The 18,896-nt window shown below is 38.0% G+C and carries 14 protein-coding genes and 1 pseudogene; 2 read left to right on the top strand and 13 right to left on the bottom strand.

Features of this window, described 5'->3' with window-relative positions; translation table 11 throughout:
* Positions 1-124 precede the first annotated feature (124 nt).
* On the top strand, positions 125-1,669 hold the full coding sequence (gene murJ / locus CHI10_RS05950; protein ID WP_095243398.1) for a murein biosynthesis integral membrane protein MurJ: 1,545 nt from the start codon (positions 125-127) through the stop codon (positions 1,667-1,669).
* Positions 1,656-2,816 carry a glycosyltransferase gene (locus tag CHI10_RS05945; protein ID WP_095243397.1) on the top strand — a complete coding sequence of 387 codons (1,161 nt, stop codon included), beginning with the start codon at positions 1,656-1,658 and terminating at the stop codon, positions 2,814-2,816. The genes murJ and CHI10_RS05945 overlap by 14 nt, the downstream gene beginning before the upstream one ends.
* 37 nt (positions 2,817-2,853) lie before the next feature.
* Here the strand turns inward: CHI10_RS05945 and CHI10_RS05940 are convergent, their stop codons facing one another.
* The 13 genes and pseudogenes from CHI10_RS05940 to CHI10_RS05880 all read right to left on the bottom strand — a co-directional run bounded on the left by CHI10_RS05940 (position 2,854) and on the right by CHI10_RS05880 (position 18,874).
* Positions 2,854-3,186 carry a hypothetical protein gene (locus tag CHI10_RS05940; protein ID WP_095243396.1) on the bottom strand — a complete coding sequence of 111 codons (333 nt, stop codon included), beginning with the start codon at positions 3,184-3,186 and terminating at the stop codon, positions 2,854-2,856.
* Between the two features lie 197 nt (positions 3,187-3,383).
* Positions 3,384-4,436 carry an acyltransferase family protein gene (locus CHI10_RS05935; protein WP_095243395.1) on the bottom strand — a complete coding sequence of 351 codons (1,053 nt, stop codon included), beginning with the start codon at positions 4,434-4,436 and terminating at the stop codon, positions 3,384-3,386.
* Between the two features lie 128 nt (positions 4,437-4,564).
* On the bottom strand, positions 4,565-6,640 hold the full coding sequence (locus CHI10_RS05930) for an LTA synthase family protein (RefSeq protein WP_095243394.1): 2,076 nt from the start codon (positions 6,638-6,640) through the stop codon (positions 4,565-4,567).
* A 100-nt stretch (positions 6,641-6,740) separates the two neighbouring features.
* Positions 6,741-8,069 carry an O-antigen ligase family protein gene (locus CHI10_RS05925; RefSeq protein ID WP_095243393.1) on the bottom strand — a complete coding sequence of 443 codons (1,329 nt, stop codon included), beginning with the start codon at positions 8,067-8,069 and terminating at the stop codon, positions 6,741-6,743.
* Between the two features lie 172 nt (positions 8,070-8,241).
* Entirely contained in the window at positions 8,242-9,321 is a 1,080-nt protein-coding gene (locus CHI10_RS05920; RefSeq protein ID WP_095243392.1) for an acyltransferase family protein, read from the bottom strand.
* Positions 9,322-9,516: 195 nt separating this feature from the next.
* Positions 9,517-10,302: pseudogene (gene tagH / locus CHI10_RS05915) on the bottom strand (teichoic acids export ABC transporter ATP-binding subunit TagH); the annotation flags it as partial.
* A gap of 15 nt (positions 10,303-10,317) precedes the next feature.
* A complete protein-coding gene (locus CHI10_RS05910) occupies positions 10,318-11,133 on the bottom strand; it encodes an ABC transporter permease (RefSeq protein ID WP_095243390.1) in 816 nt (271 codons plus the stop codon).
* Positions 11,134-11,266: 133 nt separating this feature from the next.
* Complete coding sequence (locus CHI10_RS05905) at positions 11,267-12,406, bottom strand: CDP-glycerol glycerophosphotransferase family protein (RefSeq protein WP_286137197.1); 1,140 nt, start codon at positions 12,404-12,406, stop codon at positions 11,267-11,269.
* 49 nt (positions 12,407-12,455) lie between these two features.
* Entirely contained in the window at positions 12,456-12,854 is a 399-nt protein-coding gene (gene tagD, locus CHI10_RS05900; RefSeq protein WP_095243388.1) for a glycerol-3-phosphate cytidylyltransferase, read from the bottom strand.
* Between the two features lie 290 nt (positions 12,855-13,144).
* Positions 13,145-14,710, bottom strand: coding sequence for a glycosyltransferase (locus tag CHI10_RS05895; protein WP_179288965.1), 1,566 nt, complete (start codon positions 14,708-14,710; stop codon positions 13,145-13,147).
* A gap of 23 nt (positions 14,711-14,733) precedes the next feature.
* On the bottom strand, positions 14,734-15,666 hold the full coding sequence (locus CHI10_RS05890) for an NAD-dependent epimerase/dehydratase family protein (RefSeq protein ID WP_095243436.1): 933 nt from the start codon (positions 15,664-15,666) through the stop codon (positions 14,734-14,736).
* Positions 15,667-15,701: 35 nt separating this feature from the next.
* Positions 15,702-17,615: a CDP-glycerol glycerophosphotransferase family protein gene (locus tag CHI10_RS22620; RefSeq protein ID WP_095243386.1), complete on the bottom strand. Its 1,914-nt coding sequence runs from the start codon at positions 17,613-17,615 to the stop codon at positions 15,702-15,704.
* Between the two features lie 86 nt (positions 17,616-17,701).
* Positions 17,702-18,874 (bottom strand): CDP-glycerol glycerophosphotransferase family protein, encoded by a 1,173-nt coding sequence (locus tag CHI10_RS05880; protein WP_142301764.1) that lies wholly within the window; start codon positions 18,872-18,874, stop codon positions 17,702-17,704.
* Positions 18,875-18,896 lie beyond the last annotated feature (22 nt).

The raw sequence follows: 18,896 nt of genomic DNA, 5'->3' as shown, positions 1-18,896 counted from the left end.
TAAAAAAAGCCTCCCATTTAGGCTCATCTTGATATACCTTTATAGGAGACATTTAATAATGAACGTCTTTATAATAAGGATGTTATTTGATCATTATAATTTTAAATGAAGTGTGGAGATTGTGATGAAACGTAAATTATTGCAGGCCGCAGGGGCTTTGACACTAATCGCGATTATGAGTAAGTTATTGGGTTTTGGAAGAGAGCTTTTAATGGCCTCTTATTTTGGTGCCTCCATAACCACAGATGCATATTTTGTTGCTTCAATCATTCCTGTTTTAATGTTTACAGCTGTCGGTATGGCCATCACAACTGGCATGGTGCCCCTCTATGCAGAAGCAAAAGCAAAAAGCCAGCAGGAAGCAAGCGATATTATTAGTGTAATGGGGACTTTATTCCTTATACTTTCCATTATCCTGACTGGCCTGCTTTATTTATTAACTCCATTAGTTACAAGGCTGATGGCTCCAGGCTTTACAGATAGCCAGCTGGAATTAACCAATATACTGACCTGGATCATGCTGCCCAGCTTCTGTTTCTATGTTTTATCAGCCATTATGACAGGTATTCTGGAATATGAGAAAGTGTTTACGCCTCCTGCTTTTGGAGCCATTCCGCAAAATATCCTGATTATAGCAGCAATCGTATTTCTAAATGAGTGGTATGGAATCTATGGAATCGCTGTTGCCACTTTATTAGGGGCATTCAGCCAATTCCTGATTCAGTACCCTTTTATCCGCAAATACAAAGTACTAAGACTGAACTTTCAATTTAAGAAACACAGTAAAGTCATAAAAAGCACAATAATCGGCTTTGCCCCTATTGTGGTTGCCTCTTTGGCCTATCAGCTAAATGCCGTAGTAGACCGGATGATTGCATCGGGCTTATCCGAGGGCAGTGTTTCTGCACTAAATTATTCCAACAAATTAATGTTTTTACCACTCAGTATTGTCCTGCTGTCCCTTATTACGGTGATCTTCCCATCCATTGTAGATGCTGCAATCGAGAAAGGGGACAGACTGGTCCGGCTAATTTTCAATGGAATGAGCGCTATTGGGTTAATAGGGATCCCAATCGTTATCGTTATGCTGGTAGAGAGCCAGAATCTGGTTAATATCGCTTATAAAAGAGGGGCATTTGATGAAGAAGCCGCCATTATGACTGCTTCTGCTTTCTTTTTTTACTCTTTTGGGATGATATTTATTGCATTAAAAGAATTCCTGAACCGTGCCTTTGTTGCAATGAAGGCAACGAAAGTCACCATGATTGGGAGTGTCGGTTCGGTAGCTGCCAACATAGTTTTGAGCATATTGTTTGCGAAGTTTTTCGGAGTTGGCGGAATAGCTCTCGCGACTTCCATTGCCATGATATTGCAGACTATATTCTTGTTTATGTATTTACCGAAAAAGACTGTGATAAAAAAAGGGGAAATACCCGCCTTCTTTGTAAGCGGCTTGAAGCTGCTGGCTATTTTTATAACAGGATATTTTATTGTAGATTTTATTTACCCACTCTACAACCAAATGGAAGCATTCGTTTCCTTTATGGTATCAACAGCCATTGCATTCTTCATTGCAGGTGCAGGCGCAGTCGTGCTGAAATGCCGGGAGATCACATGGGTAATGGATTTAATCCGCAGAAAAAGGAGCCAAAAACATGGTGAAAAATAAAGTAATGGTCGCAACATCTGCAGGTGACTGGGAAGGTGTCCAGCACCGCCCCCATCATTTTATGAAGCGTGCAGCTGAAGGAGGAAGAACAGTCCTTTATGTAGAGCCGCCCGTCACACTATTGGGACCATTAAAAAATAAAGTTCTATTGCAAAATTGGAAACGATGGAAAAGCGGACTGCAGAAGGTTAATGAGAACCTCTATGTACTGAGCCCACCTCCTATTTTTCCTTTTGGCAATAAGAGCCGTCAGGTTAACAGGATGAATCAGCGCCTCATTGCCAGCTCGATCAACAATGCCCTTCAGGAATTGGATGCCAATGAGACAGAGCTTTATGCATTTCTTCCAAATTCAGTGGATTTATTGGCACATGTTCATTTCGATAAGGTTTATTATGATTGCGTGGATGACCATGCCTCCTTTACTGGCCTGATAAATGCTGAGCTGGTTAATGAAATGGAAAGGGAACTAATGCACTTTTCCGATGTTTGCTTCGCAACGGCAAAGCAGCTATTGGAAGACCGTAAAAATTGGAGCTCAAATTTTCACCTTGTGCCAAACGGAGCTGAATATGAGCATTTTTCACGGGTTCAATCCGAAGAACTATTAATCCCTCAGGATATATCCCATATAAAAAAGCCTGTTATTGGCTTTGTCGGAGGGATCAGCGATTGGATTGACCTGGATATGATTGCAAAAGCTGCCCAAAATCTGCCCAATCATTCTTTTGTCATGATCGGTCCAGTGGATACAGGCATAGATCAGTTTAGGACATTGAAAAATGTTCATTTTTTAGGGGCCAAATCATATAAGGATCTGCCTAACTACATACAATCCTTTGACATTTGTCTGATCCCTTTTCGAATTAACAAACTGACACGCAGTGTGAATCCAATCAAAATGTACGAATACCTTTCAGCAGGCAAACCTATTATTTCAACACCGCTTCCTGAAGTAATCCACTTTAAGAATGCAATCGACATTACCCAAAATGCTGAAGAGCTGGAGATATCTATCAAAAGCTTATTGAGTACCACCAGCAACGCTAATTCTGCTGAAAAGATACGGGAACGCCAGCTAATAGGACAAGAAAACTCTTGGGATGCACGCTGGAAAAAAGTCAGTGAGTTAATTGAAACAATCTGATTAAAGCAAAAAGAGAAGGGGCTTAGCCCTTCTCTTTTTATTTGTTAATTTTCACAGTACTATTTTGCCCATATTTGTTCGTCTTATAGAAATAGGTATAAGTCTTACCTTCCTTGAGATTGTTGAAATACCACTTGTTAGAGGTTCTTAGTATCAAGTGCTTCCCATTTGCTAATTTCACTTCAAAGGTGTTGCCGTCAGACCATCCAACGAGCTTTCCCTTGGCGTATTTTGCTTTAACTATCTTGTTTCCTACCGCAACCTTAGTAATTTGAATGGTCTTATCTTTTGAGGTTGCATCAGCCGATGGAACCATTCCTCCCAGACCTAAAACACCTGCAAGCAGAATCATCGCCATAAATTTTTTCATGTTTTTTCACTCCTTATTTTCTCTTAACAGCTGCAAATCTTTTAAAGTCAATTTAATATATTCACCTGTACTTATCCTCATTCATTCCATTACATTGTTTTTTCATCCTTTGACCGAAATAAAACCGTATATATTTCAAAGATAATAAAAAACAGTGCTGGTTCTCATAAGAAGAGCACTGCAGAAAATCTTAAGATTTATTTCATTATCCTTCTCATGATAGAAGTAACAGTATTCAAAGGATGAATGAGATATTTTACATAATGATTGAACCAAGCGGATCCCAAAATGAAGGTGACTCCTAATGCAATTCCAAATTCAGCGAAAAGGCGGACATCCGGGCTTAACTGATCAAGCCACTCCGGCTGGCTTATTAAATAAAAAACAACAACCATATGAAAAAGAAAAATAGATAAAGAATACTCGCCCCATCTAGTTAATATGCTACTTTTCTCACCAGCCGCATTTAAAATAAAAAATATACCCGCCGCTCCTGCCAGATATTGAAATAGTACGGTTAAAGAGTAAGACTGATTTTCAAGAGCAAACCTCTCGTATCCCAAGAAACCATAAAATAGCAGGTCATACTGCTTGGGGTAAGCACTTATATAATGCATGATCAACACTGTATAGATAAACATAATCAAATATTTATAATTTTTTAATGGCCCCAGGAAACAATAAATTCTCTTTAATGTTTGTCCATTAAGGTAAAATCCTGCAAAAAAGAAAGGCAGAAAAACAAAGGTTCTCAGAATGGACAGGGTTTGGGTATGCATATTTTCATAATATAGCTTAATAGCCTCTACAGCCCCATCTGCATAAAGGCGCGAATAAAACGATAGGATCAGCAATCCACAAACCAGCAATGCATTAAATACCCTTCCGAAAGGTAGTCTTTTGAGAATAAGTGCAAGGGAGTACCAAAAACCAAGGCTAACAATATACCACAAGTGAGTATGAGGTCGACAAAAAGTAAATTGGATACTTGGAAAGTCACCAGTATAATACCGCAAAACCGAATAAAAAGACTGAAAGATCAAATAGAGTAAACTCAAATTAATAATTTTTCTTACATTTGGATTTTTAGAGAAGTAGCCGCTGATAAAGATAAAGGCGGGCATATGGAAGCTATATATAAAATTGACAATATTCTCAAGGCCTTCCTTACTTGCCCCGATGATGTGTCCCAGGACAACAAAAAAAATTAATATGCCTTTGATATTATCCGATTTTATATCTCTGCCCATATCCAACCACTCATTTATAATAATTTTTTATTGAATTAATTCAAGTATGGTCATAATAATTTTTTATGTCAATAAAGCTTTAGGATCAAAAAAGCAGCGTACTTGTTAAAAGCACACCGCCTGGATACTTAATATTTATAGATATTGCTTTCAGCCAGCTTGTTATTTTCACTATCAAAGATCTTCAGTTGTATCTCTTTTGGTTTTACTCCATTGGGAACGAACGCATACATGGTATGTTCATCTTCAAACGTATACTCAACTGCTTTTCCATTGATATAGACTTGTGAGCTTGTTGTGAAATATTCACCCTTCAGCACAATGGCTGATCTGCCTTTATATTGGCCCTTAACAGCACTTTCTATAGCCGGGTCCCCCAGCCCTAATCTGTATGCTTTGCTTGGACTGATCTCGAGGCCGCTTTCTTCAATCCCTTCCCTTTTTCCAAACAAAATATCATATTGAAGCAGCTTATAGCCTTCCTGGTCGCCGGAATCTATTGGAGAATGCTCAGCATAGTCCATTCGCGGAAGGAAGGATTTATCCTCTTTCCTTAACTGGTTTAGGTAATCCGTTAAGTAATAGCCTTTAAGTCCTGCACGTTCCAGAATATACGGACCGACAAATGGACTGCTCAGATTAAGCTGTTCCTTTTCCCGGTTCCCCAGGTTGTCCCATACCAAAATAGGTGTGGAATACATTTTTACATAATCCTCAAAATTGGCATCACCTTCAAAATAGCCAGCTTCTTTATAGACCTGATAATTATCACCTAAAAGTGGAAGATGATCGCCAAAGAAAGCAATAATGGTTTTTTCCCCCGAGGCTTCAACTTCATCAATTAAACGTTTTAGTTCCTTATCGACCTCTACCAAATTATCTGAATAAAACTCCAAAATATTTTTAGCTTCAGGTGTAAAGGTCCCTTCCTTGAGCCCTGCTTCCATAGTGGCATAGAACTTCTTGGCATCTGTTCGGTACGGTCCATGATTTTGCATCGTGACTGCGAAAATAAAATTCGGGTCATCATTTCTGTTAAGCTGCTTTATGATCTCGTCAGTAATTTCATTATCTCGAAAATACATCATATCCTGCACAGGCTGCGGGAAAAACTCAAGGCTGACAAAATGATCAAATCCCAGCCATTTATAAACTGTATCTCTTTCATAGAACCAATTATGGTAGGTATGATAGGCAATTGTTTTATATCCTTGGTTCCTTAAAAGGGCTGGCAATGCCGGCAGAGGATTTTTGATAAAGCTTTTATATGCGACACTGCCGGACGGTAGAAACTGATTGCTCATGCTTGTTAAAATCTCAAATTCTGTATTGGCGGTAGACCCGCCATATACAGGAACGTGAACAAGACCTGAACTATAGTCATTTTGCAGCTGGTGAAAATTAGGAAGCGGATCTTTATTAAATTCCACCTGCTCCATGACAGTTGGGTCCCAAAAAGCCTCACTCATGATCATAATGATATTTGGTTTTTCTCCGGCTTCCGGGTACACGGGCGATGATTCCTCCATGTCCCGGACCAAAGCGGATATTTTAGATGCTGTATATTCTTTTGGCTTTTCCCCTTTAATTCCTTTTATATTTCTGGCAAAGCTAAGGAGTACGCCATTTTCGTAGTAATTTTCTTTTTGATTAGGTGTTTGGGCCTTAAATGCTTGAGCAAAGATATCAGCATATAGCAGAACGGAAAGAATGATAAATGAAATAGCAGGAATCATTATATATCTGGATTTTTTTTCTTCCTTTTTAATTTTCCTAAATAGATATACTAAAAATGCTGCACACAGCAAAATAGCTGTAATGATTACAATCCAAATTCCAGCAGAGATGTCAGAGAAAAACTGCAGCATGTTTCTTGCTTCCCCAGCCATCATAACATCTGCCGGCAATAAGGGATCCCCTCGAAGCCTCTCTTTTGTAAAGCTGGCAAATGCCAGAAAGCCCAGCAGGCAGATCGTCAGAATGGAGCTAATAAAGACAGCCCGCTTCGAAAAAACAAAGTATACACCATAAAGCAGAAACAGAAGAAAATATAAGTAAGAACCCTTTAAAGGATATTGTAGTATCCATTCCGCAAACTGAATAACCCCACCCCTATGAATGGACTCCATCACAAATAGGGTAACAGCTGCCAACGTGATCATCCATATCAACATATTGAATAATCTCTTTGCTTTAAACTGCATTCATGCTCCTACTTTCTATCTTTGTTTTTCTATTGTATGTATTTTAGCCGGTTTTATAAAAAACATAGGACTTCCATAGCACACGGAAGCCCTCATGAAGTCATTCAGCTTTTAAAACTAAAAATGCAGTAAGCATACCTAAGTATATGCTGACTCCCGGAGCAGTAAGCACATGCCCCGCTATCAAGGCTATTCCAAGCCCAAGAGCAATTCCGGATGCAAGCAATGCGTTTTCATACTCCAGGTAGAAAGAAAACCTCTTGATTAAAACCTTGGCCAGCATATATAACATGAATATCAATGGTGCCAGATAAACAAGAGAACCCAAGTAGCCCAGGGAGTAAAATACATCATGAAAATCCATTTCAATCATTTTAGCTTCACTCTGGTAATTTCCCGCATACCCCATGCCAAAAAGTTTCTGTGTTAGCGGTGCCTCTTTAAAATATTCACGATGCTCACTCCAATATTTCTCTCTGCCGCTATAGACAAGGTTCTGCATCTGTTCATCTGTAACTTCTGCAGTATGGCTGTATTCCTCTTCCATTTCGGTATCTGGTGGCGCTTCTCCCATTCCGAGCCAGGATAAATGCATATTCATATTAGTTGCGAGCGGTGAAAACGGAGTATAAAGAGCAGTACCAATCATTAAAAGGAGTAAAATCCAAATACTGCTTAATTTGATTTTTATCTCCCCTGCCTTTTTCCCTTTTACATAATCATATACGGAAAAGATTAATCCGAATAGCAGGACGATCATAATTGCCCCATAGCCAACCTTCGTACCCAAAGCCAGCAAGGAATAAATTGAAAACACTACTGGAATCCAGTACCATTTTGACACTCTAATAGCCAGTAGTACTGCAACAGGAAAAAGCATCGCCAATATGGCACCAAGCTCATTTCCGGCATAGAACCAGCCAACATGGCCTTCCTTTCCGCCTTCATAGCTTGCGAAGGCAGTACCTGTCAAGCCGGCGGCTGTCATAACACCGCCGATCACTGCCACACTGTAAAACAGGTAGCGCAGCGTTTTCTCCATCCATATCTCGCGCGAAAGAGTTTTAAATATTACATAATATAATATCAGGATGACATTAAAGTATACTAATTTCACTAGATATTTGATTTCCTCTGCCAGCAGGAAAATAGGCTTAGTCGCGTAATTTGTGTATAAGTTTAGTAAAAGCAGAACTCCAAGCAGCCCAAAGTAAAGCAAATGCGTTTTTTGAAAAGGATTATTCTTCAAGAGAATAAGATACATCCCTGCAGCCGCCAAAAATAACATTCGAACAATCAAACCGATTGTAAGGTCATATCCAAGCAACCGGATGGACAGGGATGTGAATAAGTCCAAAAAAGGCTGAAACAAAATAAAAAGCAACATTAAAAGATTAATCTTTTTAAAAACAGTATCAGGTATCAACATAGGTTAGCCTCACATAAATAGATTGTGAATTAAGAATACTCGACTTAAAATGTGAAGTAAATAATTCCAGTACTCTTTTTACATGTTTGTAATATTAACATATGCATATGGGCTGATCTTATTGATGTGTCCTTGATTAAATAAAAAAAAGTGCCGGCAATCCGGCACTTTTCTACTGACTATCATAGCTTTCTTTTTTGCTGTTATACTGTTTTGAATCCGTTTTGATCAGCCATTTTAAATCAGGCTGGATAAGCGGTTTTGTGAATTTTATAATCGGTTCTCTCGTGATAATCCAGCTTACCACTATTGCTCCTCCCAGAGCTACAGCAAGCTTAATCACAGATTCAGTATATAGCTCCTCAGGCAAAAAGACTCTGTAAACCCTGATTAAATTTGTGTGAATGAGGTAAATAAATAAAGAAAACAATCCAAGCCTGTTAAAGAAAAATAATGGCTTTCCTTGGGGAACTAAAAGCATTAAGGCAACAGATACACCAATCGTTCCCGCATAAAGCAACAGGTGATACATGAGGCCTTTCCACAATGGCCAGTCAAAGTAATTATAAGATTCTCTCATGAATAAAAACTCTGTTCCTTTTGGGACATTCATATAAAAAACCATTGCACCCATAAACGCCAGAGTAACGAAAAGAGCAGCCCAGCGCAGAGGATAGCGGAAGCTTTTTGCCTTCTCCCCGAGAGTACTTAATATATTTTTATTTGCAAGTATATAACCTAAGAGAAAATACGGATAAAAATTAATCAGCTTTCTTAAAGAAAACCAGCCTGTAACCTGATCAGCATAGCTGATAATCACAGCAAATGCGATGGATATGACAAGCGGGTATCGAAGCTTCATAAAGTAAGGAGTGACAATACTCCAAACAATGACACCCAATAGATACCATAGGGTCCAATAAGGGTTAAAAATACTAAATATACGGCTTTCAGGCGTTAGGCTAATGAGCTGCTGCTCATTAATTACTTCGGATAATACACCATTCAGGAGCTGCCAGATAATAAACACAATAAATAGCTTCATGATGCGCGCCGGTTTATTCGGTTTAAAGAAATAGCCCGTCAATATAATAAACAAAGGCATATGGAAAAAGTAAATAACATTATATAGATATAACATCATTTCATTTCCTGGTATATCACGATAGGTTTCAATCATATGGCCAAAGACAACCGTAAAAATCAGCAGGCCTTTGATATTATCAAACCATGGATTTCGAACAGTGCTCATACGTACCTCCTTTTGAATCAGAATTCAGCTGAGAATACAGTTATTTATTATAACAAAGATACAAAAAGCTTCAATGGAACAAAAGTACAGAAAACCCAATATGTCTCTTTCCCTAAATCTAAGCATATAAAACCCTTAAAAAACAAAAAAATCCAGTTAGACACTGGATTTTTATGTTGCAGGTGTTACTTTTAGCCCGCTTTGTTTTTTGATCGCTTCTTCTCTAAATTTCTTTTGTTCTTCTTTCGACATCTTTTTATATTTCTTTAGAAACTTCTCATATCCAGGCAAAACTTCGTCAATTGGTCCGTATTCTTTAATTTCGCCATACTCAAGCCAAAGAGCCTTTTCACAAAACTCTTTAATTTGGCCCATCGAATGGCTGACAAAGAATATGGTTTTTCCCTTTTCCTTGAACTCAAACATTTTTTGTTTGGATTTCTCGGCAAACACTTTATCGCCAACAGATAAGGCTTCATCAATGACAAGGATATCAGGATCGACTGTAACAGAAATCGCAAATCCTAATCTGGACTTCATACCGCTCGAATACTTTTTAACCGGCTGGTCTATAAACTTGCCTATATCTGCAAAATCGATAATTTCAGGTTCCAGCTCACGAATCTCCTTCTTGTTAAAGCCAAGCATCAGACATTTCAGTTCAATATTTTCCCGTCCAGTCAGCTGATTATTCAAGCCTGACGCAATGGCAATCAGAGAAGTTTGTCCCACAGCTTCAACCTTGCCTGAGGTCGGTGGAATTACACCGGATATAATATTGGACAACGTCGACTTACCAGACCCGTTAACACCAATTAGGCCGATTACATCTCCCTGCTCAGCAGTGAAGCTGATATCCTGCAAGGCGTAGAAATCTTCTCCGTAACCGTTAGGCAAAATGACATCCAGAAGCTTTTCAGAAGTTTTGCTATGCATTTTATATTTTTTATATACATTTTGGACAATAACTGATTTAGTCATTTTTTCACATCCATTTTATAAATAGTCGACAAAATGGTTTCTGAACTTCAAATGAAGGAATGAACCGATACCCAGTAATACAATGACAAGTGCCCAGAAATAAATGGTATAACCGATATTTTCAACCATAAACCATGAAGTTCCCAGAAGGGCAGCACGGTATCCCTCTACAATGTAGTATAGGGGATTTGCCATCATCACCATTTGAATAAATTCAGGCAGTTTTGATGACTCCTGAGGCGTCCAAAGCAATGGAGTCAAATATAACAGCATTCTCACCACAGCCTGTACAATCATCTGCACATCCCTGACAATAGTAGCAAGTGTGGATGTAATCAAAGATAATGCTATTAGCAAAGCCAAACAGGCAAACATAAAATAGAACAATTGGAGATAATAGATCGATACAAAGAATCCCCCAAATTGCAATGCGATCGCGATCAAGGCAGTTAATAAAATATGCGGGTAAAATTTAGAAACAATAACATAGGTCGGAATCACACTCATTGGGAAGCTCATTTTTGCAATGAAGTTTATCCTTGTATAGATGGCCTTGGAAGCTTCAAGTATAGCCGGGTTCACAAAGAACCAAACGACAATTCCTGATAACATCCAGTATACATAAGGTATACCATTTACCGGCGAACCTCCGCGAATTCCAATACCAAAAACAAACCAATAAATTCCTATCTGAATTAAGGGATTGATTAATTCCCAAAGCATCCCCAAATAATTATTATTATTCTTGCTCTTAAGTTCAAAGAGAGATAAACGGATTATAAGATAAAACGCATTAACTTGCTCTTTGATGATCGTAATCATTGATTTCATTTTATGAATCCTTCCTAAACAATACATAAGGTACGTTTAATTCAAATAAATTCATCCAAAACAGAAGCTTCGAAGCAATAACTCCGAAGCGCTAATTTATTTTAGCATAATAGTATGTTTTTTTCTAATTTTATTACAGGGCTCTTCTTTTCACTGCAACAGATTCTTCCCCGAATAAATAATTAATCAAATTCTCGCATGATTTCCCATTGGAGTACTTATTCCACTTTCTTGCATATTCACCAATCAGCTCATGATCAAATTTTTCTTCTCTAATCAGCTTAATGATCTCAGTTGTGCTTTTCACGACAGGACCCGGCACCATGGATTCATACTGGTCCCACAGCCCTCTTTCTTTTTGGTAATCCTCCAGGTCATAAGCAAAGAATATCATAGGCCTGTTTAACAAAGAATATTCATATGGAATAGATGAGTAATCCGAAATGAGAAAAGTTGATATTAATAATAGCTCGTTTATATCATACTTGGAAGAAGAATAATCATAAACAAACCCTGGGTATAGATCAGAATAATTAACATTACTCTTTATTGCAGGGTGGAGTCTCAGCAATAAAATATGGTCATCCGCTAATTCTTCATACAATTTCTTAAGATCAAGCTCCAGCTGAAAAGAGTCCAGCTCGCTGTCCCTATAGGTTGGAGCGTAAAGGATCTTTTTCTTATATTTCAAATCAGGATTTTCCTTAATCAATTCTGATATTAATTCGTTCTGCAGATTTTTATCATAAAAAAAGTCGGTTCTCGGGATACCGGTCCTTAAAATACTTTCCCCAGGAACATTAAAAGCCTTCATAAATATATTAGCCATAACGTCCGAACCAACGACTATCTTGTGAAAGTTTTGGTATACGCGCAGAAAGCGCTCATGTGCTCTCTTACTGCGGAATTTGTTTGACTCATCTTCAAGGCCAAATTTTTTAATAGCACCTGAAGCATGCCAAAGCTGGACACAGGTTACTTCATCTTTAAAATCAGTAACAGAAAGAACACCAAAATAATTATCTATGAAAATAGTTTTGGATGTTGCCAAATGGTAGACAGACTTCAGCACATAAGCAAGGTTGGCTGACTCAAAAGGGATTGCTTTAATATCATTGTAAGATTCAAAATGCCTTATGCTAGATCCCTTATAAAGAACAACTGTATCAGCATCAATTCCCTGTTTCCTCATTTCCTCAAAGACATATTGACTATTGTCCCCAAACGTTATTAAAAAAACAACCTTATTTTCAAGCGGGAACAGCTTAAACAAGTTAAACAGCCACTTAAAAATAAGGAGATATAAAGAAATGATTAATTCTCTAACCATTTTTCACCTTATGGAGATCAGTTTTGATTTTTGAAGTGGAGATGCCAATTGTACGCGGCAAATAAATAACTTCACAATATTCTTTGAGGAAATCAAAGTGCCCTTTCCAGTCATCGCCCATTACGAATACATCAATATCATGCTTAACAACATCCTCAATCTTTTGTTCCCAGTTATTCTCCGGAATTACTTCGTCTACAAAGTTAATAGACTCCAAAATTATTTTTCTATTTTCATAGCTATGATAGGATTTCTTATTCTTCTCTTGATTAAATGAGTCAGTTGAAAGGCCGACAACAAGGTAGTCACCCAAGTCCTTTGCCCTTCTCAGCAAATTAATATGTCCAATATGAAGCAAATCAAATGTTCCATATGTTAAAACCTTTTTCATTTATATCAACTCCTTACCAAGTATGAAACCAGGTAATCGAATATATTTACATTCTAAGTAACCTCTTTACATAAACACAAAACATTTACATGAAATTTACTTTTCAGTCCTTATTATATAACTCTGGCTCTCTAATTTCAAACCAAAGTCGAAAGTTGTCGTATCCAGTACATCCAAATAATTCAAAAAGCAAAACGCACTAAAAGAAAAACAGCTTTAACCAGTTAGTAAAAAACAAGTTATCGCTGCATACAATTGACTATTATATAGTTTTAATGAAGAATTTCAAGTTATTTTAATCTTTTATTTGGATCGTCTTTTTCTAATTTCTGAAACAACGAAACCCATTGTTTACAGACCTGTATTTTGGAATATTTCCTTAACACTAATTCATATGCCTCACTGCCGAATGACTTTATCTTTTGGGGATCGTTCAGCAATTCAATAATACGGTCTGCCAATCCATTCTGATCTCCATGGGGAACTAAATAGCCATTTTTGCCATGGTCTATTATATCTCTCATTCCGTAATTCACATCATAGCTCACTACCGGGACTTTACAGGACATAGACTCAAGGCTTACGACATTTAGCCCCTCAAATTGGGAAGTAAGGATAGTCAGGCTGCTTCTGCCAAGGACCTCCCCAATCTTAGTGGTGTATCCTTTTAGCTTGACTTGTTCCTTTAAGCCCAGATCAATAATAATCCCTGCAAGCCTCTCCTCATCTTCACCATGCCCATATATCTCAAGCCTCGCATCAGGAATATGTTTTATGACACGTTTGAAGGCCATTATGGCTTCATCTATACCCTTTTCCGGATGATATCTTGATATCATTGTGACTAACCGCGGATCTTGATTAAGCTTAAAATCTTTAATGGGAGTAATAAAGTTTGGAATGACATATACATTTTTGTAGTCCCCGAACTGCTTAATGATATCCTTTTTTTGTGACTCAGTCAGCACAACCAAAGCCTCTTCATTTTCCAGGTTATTCAATAACGTTATATGGTCTGCCTTAATTGGGCTTCCATATTGGTGAGGATAGTCAAAATGATTGGTATGGATGGAGTAAATTCGATGTGCTGCTTCAGGCTTCATACTTAATACCTTTGATGCAGATCCCACCCCATCGCAAATCAAAAATGGCTTCTCTTTTTGTTCACCGCAAATCTCATTAAGAAAATAGACATGAAATTCTTTATTATTCTTAAACTCATGCACTTTTTGTGTTTGCCTGTTAAATAGGTAAATTCTTTGAATCTTACCATTCTTATGATTAAACCATTTTGATAAAAAACAGAATCCATCCTTCGTGTAATGGAGTTCCTGTTTAGGTTCATTGCTGGTTAAATCATAATAGGTTTTTAGGCGGCAATAGCCTTCACGGTGAAATTCTTCCCTGGCAGTACGATTCCGATTTTCGTTAAAGTAGTCAATATGGGTTAAGCGGCCGTCTTTTGACCATTTTTTATATTTGATATAAAGTCCATCTTTAAAATATCTTGCGTATTGTTTATTCTTATATTCACTATCCTGAACATAATACCCATCTTCATTCAGGCTGGATACAGACTTGTAGTTCTTTAGTTGCTCTCTTCTTACTTTCCCATTGCAATACTTTTCCCGATAATAATTATGTACATTAATAATATTGACCTTTGAATATAGCCGTCCATCATTAATTAACTTTTCCTGTATTTCATCGTAATTATCTTTATAATCCAGGCTAATCAAGTCGACATCGTATCCATGCCGGAAGCTTAGTTCCCTCGACCGGCTTAGCATAACGCTTGTGATTCCGCCTTTATTGACATCAATATCATAAAGCAGCATGTAAACTTTTTTACCCAAAGAAAAACCTCCTGGCAGCATCCTTATCTTTTGTTACTGGAAGAATAATATCGGAACGTCTCGTGCAATCCATCTCTTAAGGTATATTTCGGCTCCCAATACAGATCTTTTTTCGATTTTTCATTGCACAGAACACTTCTTTTAATATCGCCTTCACGTTCATTTTCATATTGAGGACTTTGTGAAGTTCCTGTTATCTCCATAATAGTGCCTGTCAGTTCATTTAAACTTATTTCGCTCCCCGTAGAGATATTATGTACGTCTCTGCTTCCAAGTTTAAGTGCTTGAACATTTGCATCTGCCACATCTTCTACATAGATAAAGTCCCTTGTTTGTTCACCATCACCAAAAATGGTAATCTGCTGTCCTTTTACAATAGAATCCATGAAGATGGAAATAACGCCGCCTTCTCCAAGGGCATCCTGCCTCGGTCCAAACACATTCGCGTACCTTAAGATCGTATAATCTAATCCATGAAGGCTCCAGCTCATCTCTAAATATTTTTCAACTGAAAATTTAGAAACACCGTAAGGAGATAGTGGAGAAATTGGGTGTTTTGTATCAATAGGCAGATATTGAGGAACACCATAAACTGCAGCACTTGATGCGTAGATTACTTTTTTAGTATGAGCTTTCACAGCCGCCTCAATAACCTTAAGAGAACCCCGAATATTAACCTCTTCGTCATACAGGCTGTCTTGAATGGAGTTGAATACACTAACTTGAGCAGCCTGATGAATAATATATTCAGGCTGCTCCTTTACCACAATCTCCTCAAATACCGGTTCCAAAATGCTGCATTCGTAGAAGCGCACATTGGCTGAATCTATATTACATTTCTTGCCTGTTGCCAGATTATCAACAACTGCAACGTCGTAACCCTCAGCAATCAATTTATCGGCGATATGAGATCCAATAAATCCACAGCCTCCCGTAATCAGGACTTTCTCTCTCATATTCCTCCCCCGTTCCTGTTTCACATCACTGAAAGTCATTCTGAAAGTTCTTCATCCTCTTCCTTCCCGAGAATTAGCCTGTCAACCACTCTTGCACTTGAACTTCCATCGTGATGATCAAAGAAATATTCAATGAAAGGTTTGATTTTTTCCATCTTAAAGTCCCCTGTACTAATCGTTTGAATCATTTCCTCCGTATTTCGAACAAGAGGACCAGGGATGAATGAGGTATACTCGTAATAAAAATCGCGCTTTTGAACATATTCCTCAACATCATAGGCAAAGAAGATCATCGGCTTATTTAACAGTGCATATTCAAAGCAGACCGAAGAATAGTCCGTAATCAGCAAATCTGTAACAAATAATAAATCATTGATTTCCCGGTAAGAAGAGAAATCATAGAAAAAGTCCTTATATTGATATGGAATGTTAAAGTCGTTTTTTACAAATGGATGGATTTTAAACAAGAATACATATTCATCCTTAAGCTCATGGTATAACTTGTCTAAATCAAGAACTTCCATAGGATAATGGGCAGACTGCTGGCCATTTCCCCTAAAAGTAGGAGCAAAGGTGATAACCTTTTTACCCTTCAAAAATGGAAACTCTTCATACAGCCTGCTCTTCACTTCATTTTCATAATTCTTATCAAAGAAGATGTCTGTTCTGGGAATACCAGTCGGAATAACCTTTTCTTCCTCAATTCCGAAACCTTCAGCATAATATTTTGCGACATGCTTAGAGCTAACAATAGCCTTCGTATAATTCCTATGATTCCTTGAAGTCGGAGAAGGACCGCCTGGACGGCCAATACGGCTGAATCCAAAAGTTTTAAAGGCTCCTACTGCATGCCATAATTGAATGAGCTCGGCATCCTTTCTAATAGTAAGAGGATAGACCATTGGATAAAAATCATCCAAAATAATAAACTTTGAAGTAGCAAGATGGTAAGCGAGACTCTTAATTTCTTTAAATGTTTTTTTCTCTCCCACTCCGCGTTTGAGCATAAAGTGATAATCCAGATCCAGGTTCCTCTTTAACATTTCTTCATAAACAAAATGAAAATTCCCGCTCATATCGCTTCTGCTGTCAGAAGCAAATAACACTTTATTTTCCTTAATAGGCAAGAAGCAATAAAGCTTATATAAAATTCTAAACCCTGTGGAATTAAGGAAACGATAGAATAGGCCTCTCCTGCTTTCTTTTGCATCAAGACTCATTTCTCTAGGGTCAAAATCCTTTAACTTAGAGGACACGATCTTCAGTGTTTTGACAGGCTGATCATAGGAAGCAATCAAATTAAATTTCATTTCCCGTTTTGCTGTGAAGTATTCCATCTTTGCAGAGTGGAAGCCTTTATCAAGGAATGGCGAAACATTGCCAAGCGTAAAGATCTTTTTATATCTTTGATCCCCTAAAACATGAACTTCCGCTTCTATGTAAACCTTATACTCAGAGTCAGGAAGCGGGCGGCTATTCCCATCAATTGTAGCGAAGTTAATGGTCCCTTCAAACCCAGCCCATTCATAGAATTCATCAATTTCCACATCCAAACCCAGACTCTTCACAGGCAAGTCAGCAAGGGGGATAGAAATCCTCGTTCCGTTTTTCCCGATCAGAATCAGCCTTTTCTTTACTAAATCCTCATCACGCATAGGGATCTCTTCCAGATAGAAGTAACCCCGAACCTTCATAATCGGTCCATTCCAGCTTAGATGCGTCACTTTACGCCTCGGGATAAGCGTTTCCTCTTTGCCTGCCAGTTCATTTAAGGTTGGCAAAGATTCGCCAAGACTTTCCGTCTTGATAATAATGCGATCCTTATTAATCACCAGCGGATCCTCTGATCCCAGTTCTGTTTCAAAATCCGGTGCTGGCTGACTGACAGCCGTTCCCTTTCCCGATCTCAATATAATATTCTTTATTTTTCTCTTAAGGCGTGAAACCATTGCTTTCTGCTCCTATCATTTAAGAAATCCCTGCTCCTAATGCAAAAGGGGGATTATGCTAATCCCCCCGCCTAACTACTATATGCCTAGTTTGTCTTCCCATTAGACAGCAAGTGATCGACAATCCGCTCACTCGCTTTCCCATCCAGGCGGTCGAAAAAGAAGTCCCTGAAATCAGAGACAGGCTTCAAATCAAAGTTGCCCTGTTGAATTTTAGTGGCCAGTGCATTAGCATTTTCAACTAAAGGCCCTGGTATAAAGGATTCGTATTCAAAATAAAAATCACGGTCTTGCTTATATCGTTCCAAATCATCAGCAAAAAATACAATCGGCCGGCGAAGCAAACTGTAATCAAATATAATTGAAGAATAATCTGTTACCAGAATATCTGCAAGAGATAACAATTCCTCTATTGTAAATTCCCCGCCTATTTGGCATGCAAAGTCTTTTTCATCTTCCCGAATCTCGATGCCCGACTTCATATAGGGATGAAGATGAATGAGAAATGAATATTCATCACCAATTCGATCCTTCAACAGCCCAATATCAATCGGTATAGTGTATTTCGTCTGATAATGGCTGCTTCCTCTAAAAGTAGGTGCAAATAAAATCAGCTGCTTCCCATCATGTTCAGGAAATAAATCCAGGAACTTTTGCTTCACTTTTGCTTTTTCCTCATCCATAAAAAAATAATCCGTTCGGGGCAGGCCCAAAGGATATATTCTCTCTTGAGGCATACCAAAAGCCTCAGCATAATGAGGAATGACATTCGCAGAGGTAACATATACCCTTGAATAATTTGAATGAATCTTTACATGTCTTAAATACTCTTTGCTTGGACCAAAAGGCTTATTTATTGTACTCAGGCCAAACTTCTTAAAGGCGCCTGCTGCGTGCCATAGCTGAATGACTTCTGTACCCTTCCGTTGTTTAACCACATATACAGGAAAATAAAAATCATCGATTATAAAGAAACGTGAAGTTGCAAGTGAATAGCTCGCCTTCAGCATATGTAAAAAATAATTCAGCTTGCCTGAAATCGTACTGTTAAACTTCTTAAATAAAAACTCAAATTCAAAGTCTTGACTTCTTTTATTAAATTCCCTGTGAATATAAAGCAAGTTCCCTTCCAATTGCTCAGATCGATAGGAAGCAAACGTCACTTTATGTTTATTCACAGGGAAAATAATGCTAAACAGAAAGAAAGAGACCTGGATAATAAATTTCACCAATAAAGTTGGAGCCATCTTAATATTCACAGCAAAATCCTGCCTTTCTCTG

The sequence above is a fragment of the Bacillus sp. 7894-2 genome (assembly GCF_002272225.1).
Classification (GTDB): domain Bacteria; phylum Bacillota; class Bacilli; order Bacillales; family Cytobacillaceae; genus Cytobacillus.
The sequence above is the reverse complement of the archived record's forward strand: the minus strand, read 5'-3'. Positions and strand labels throughout refer to the sequence as shown.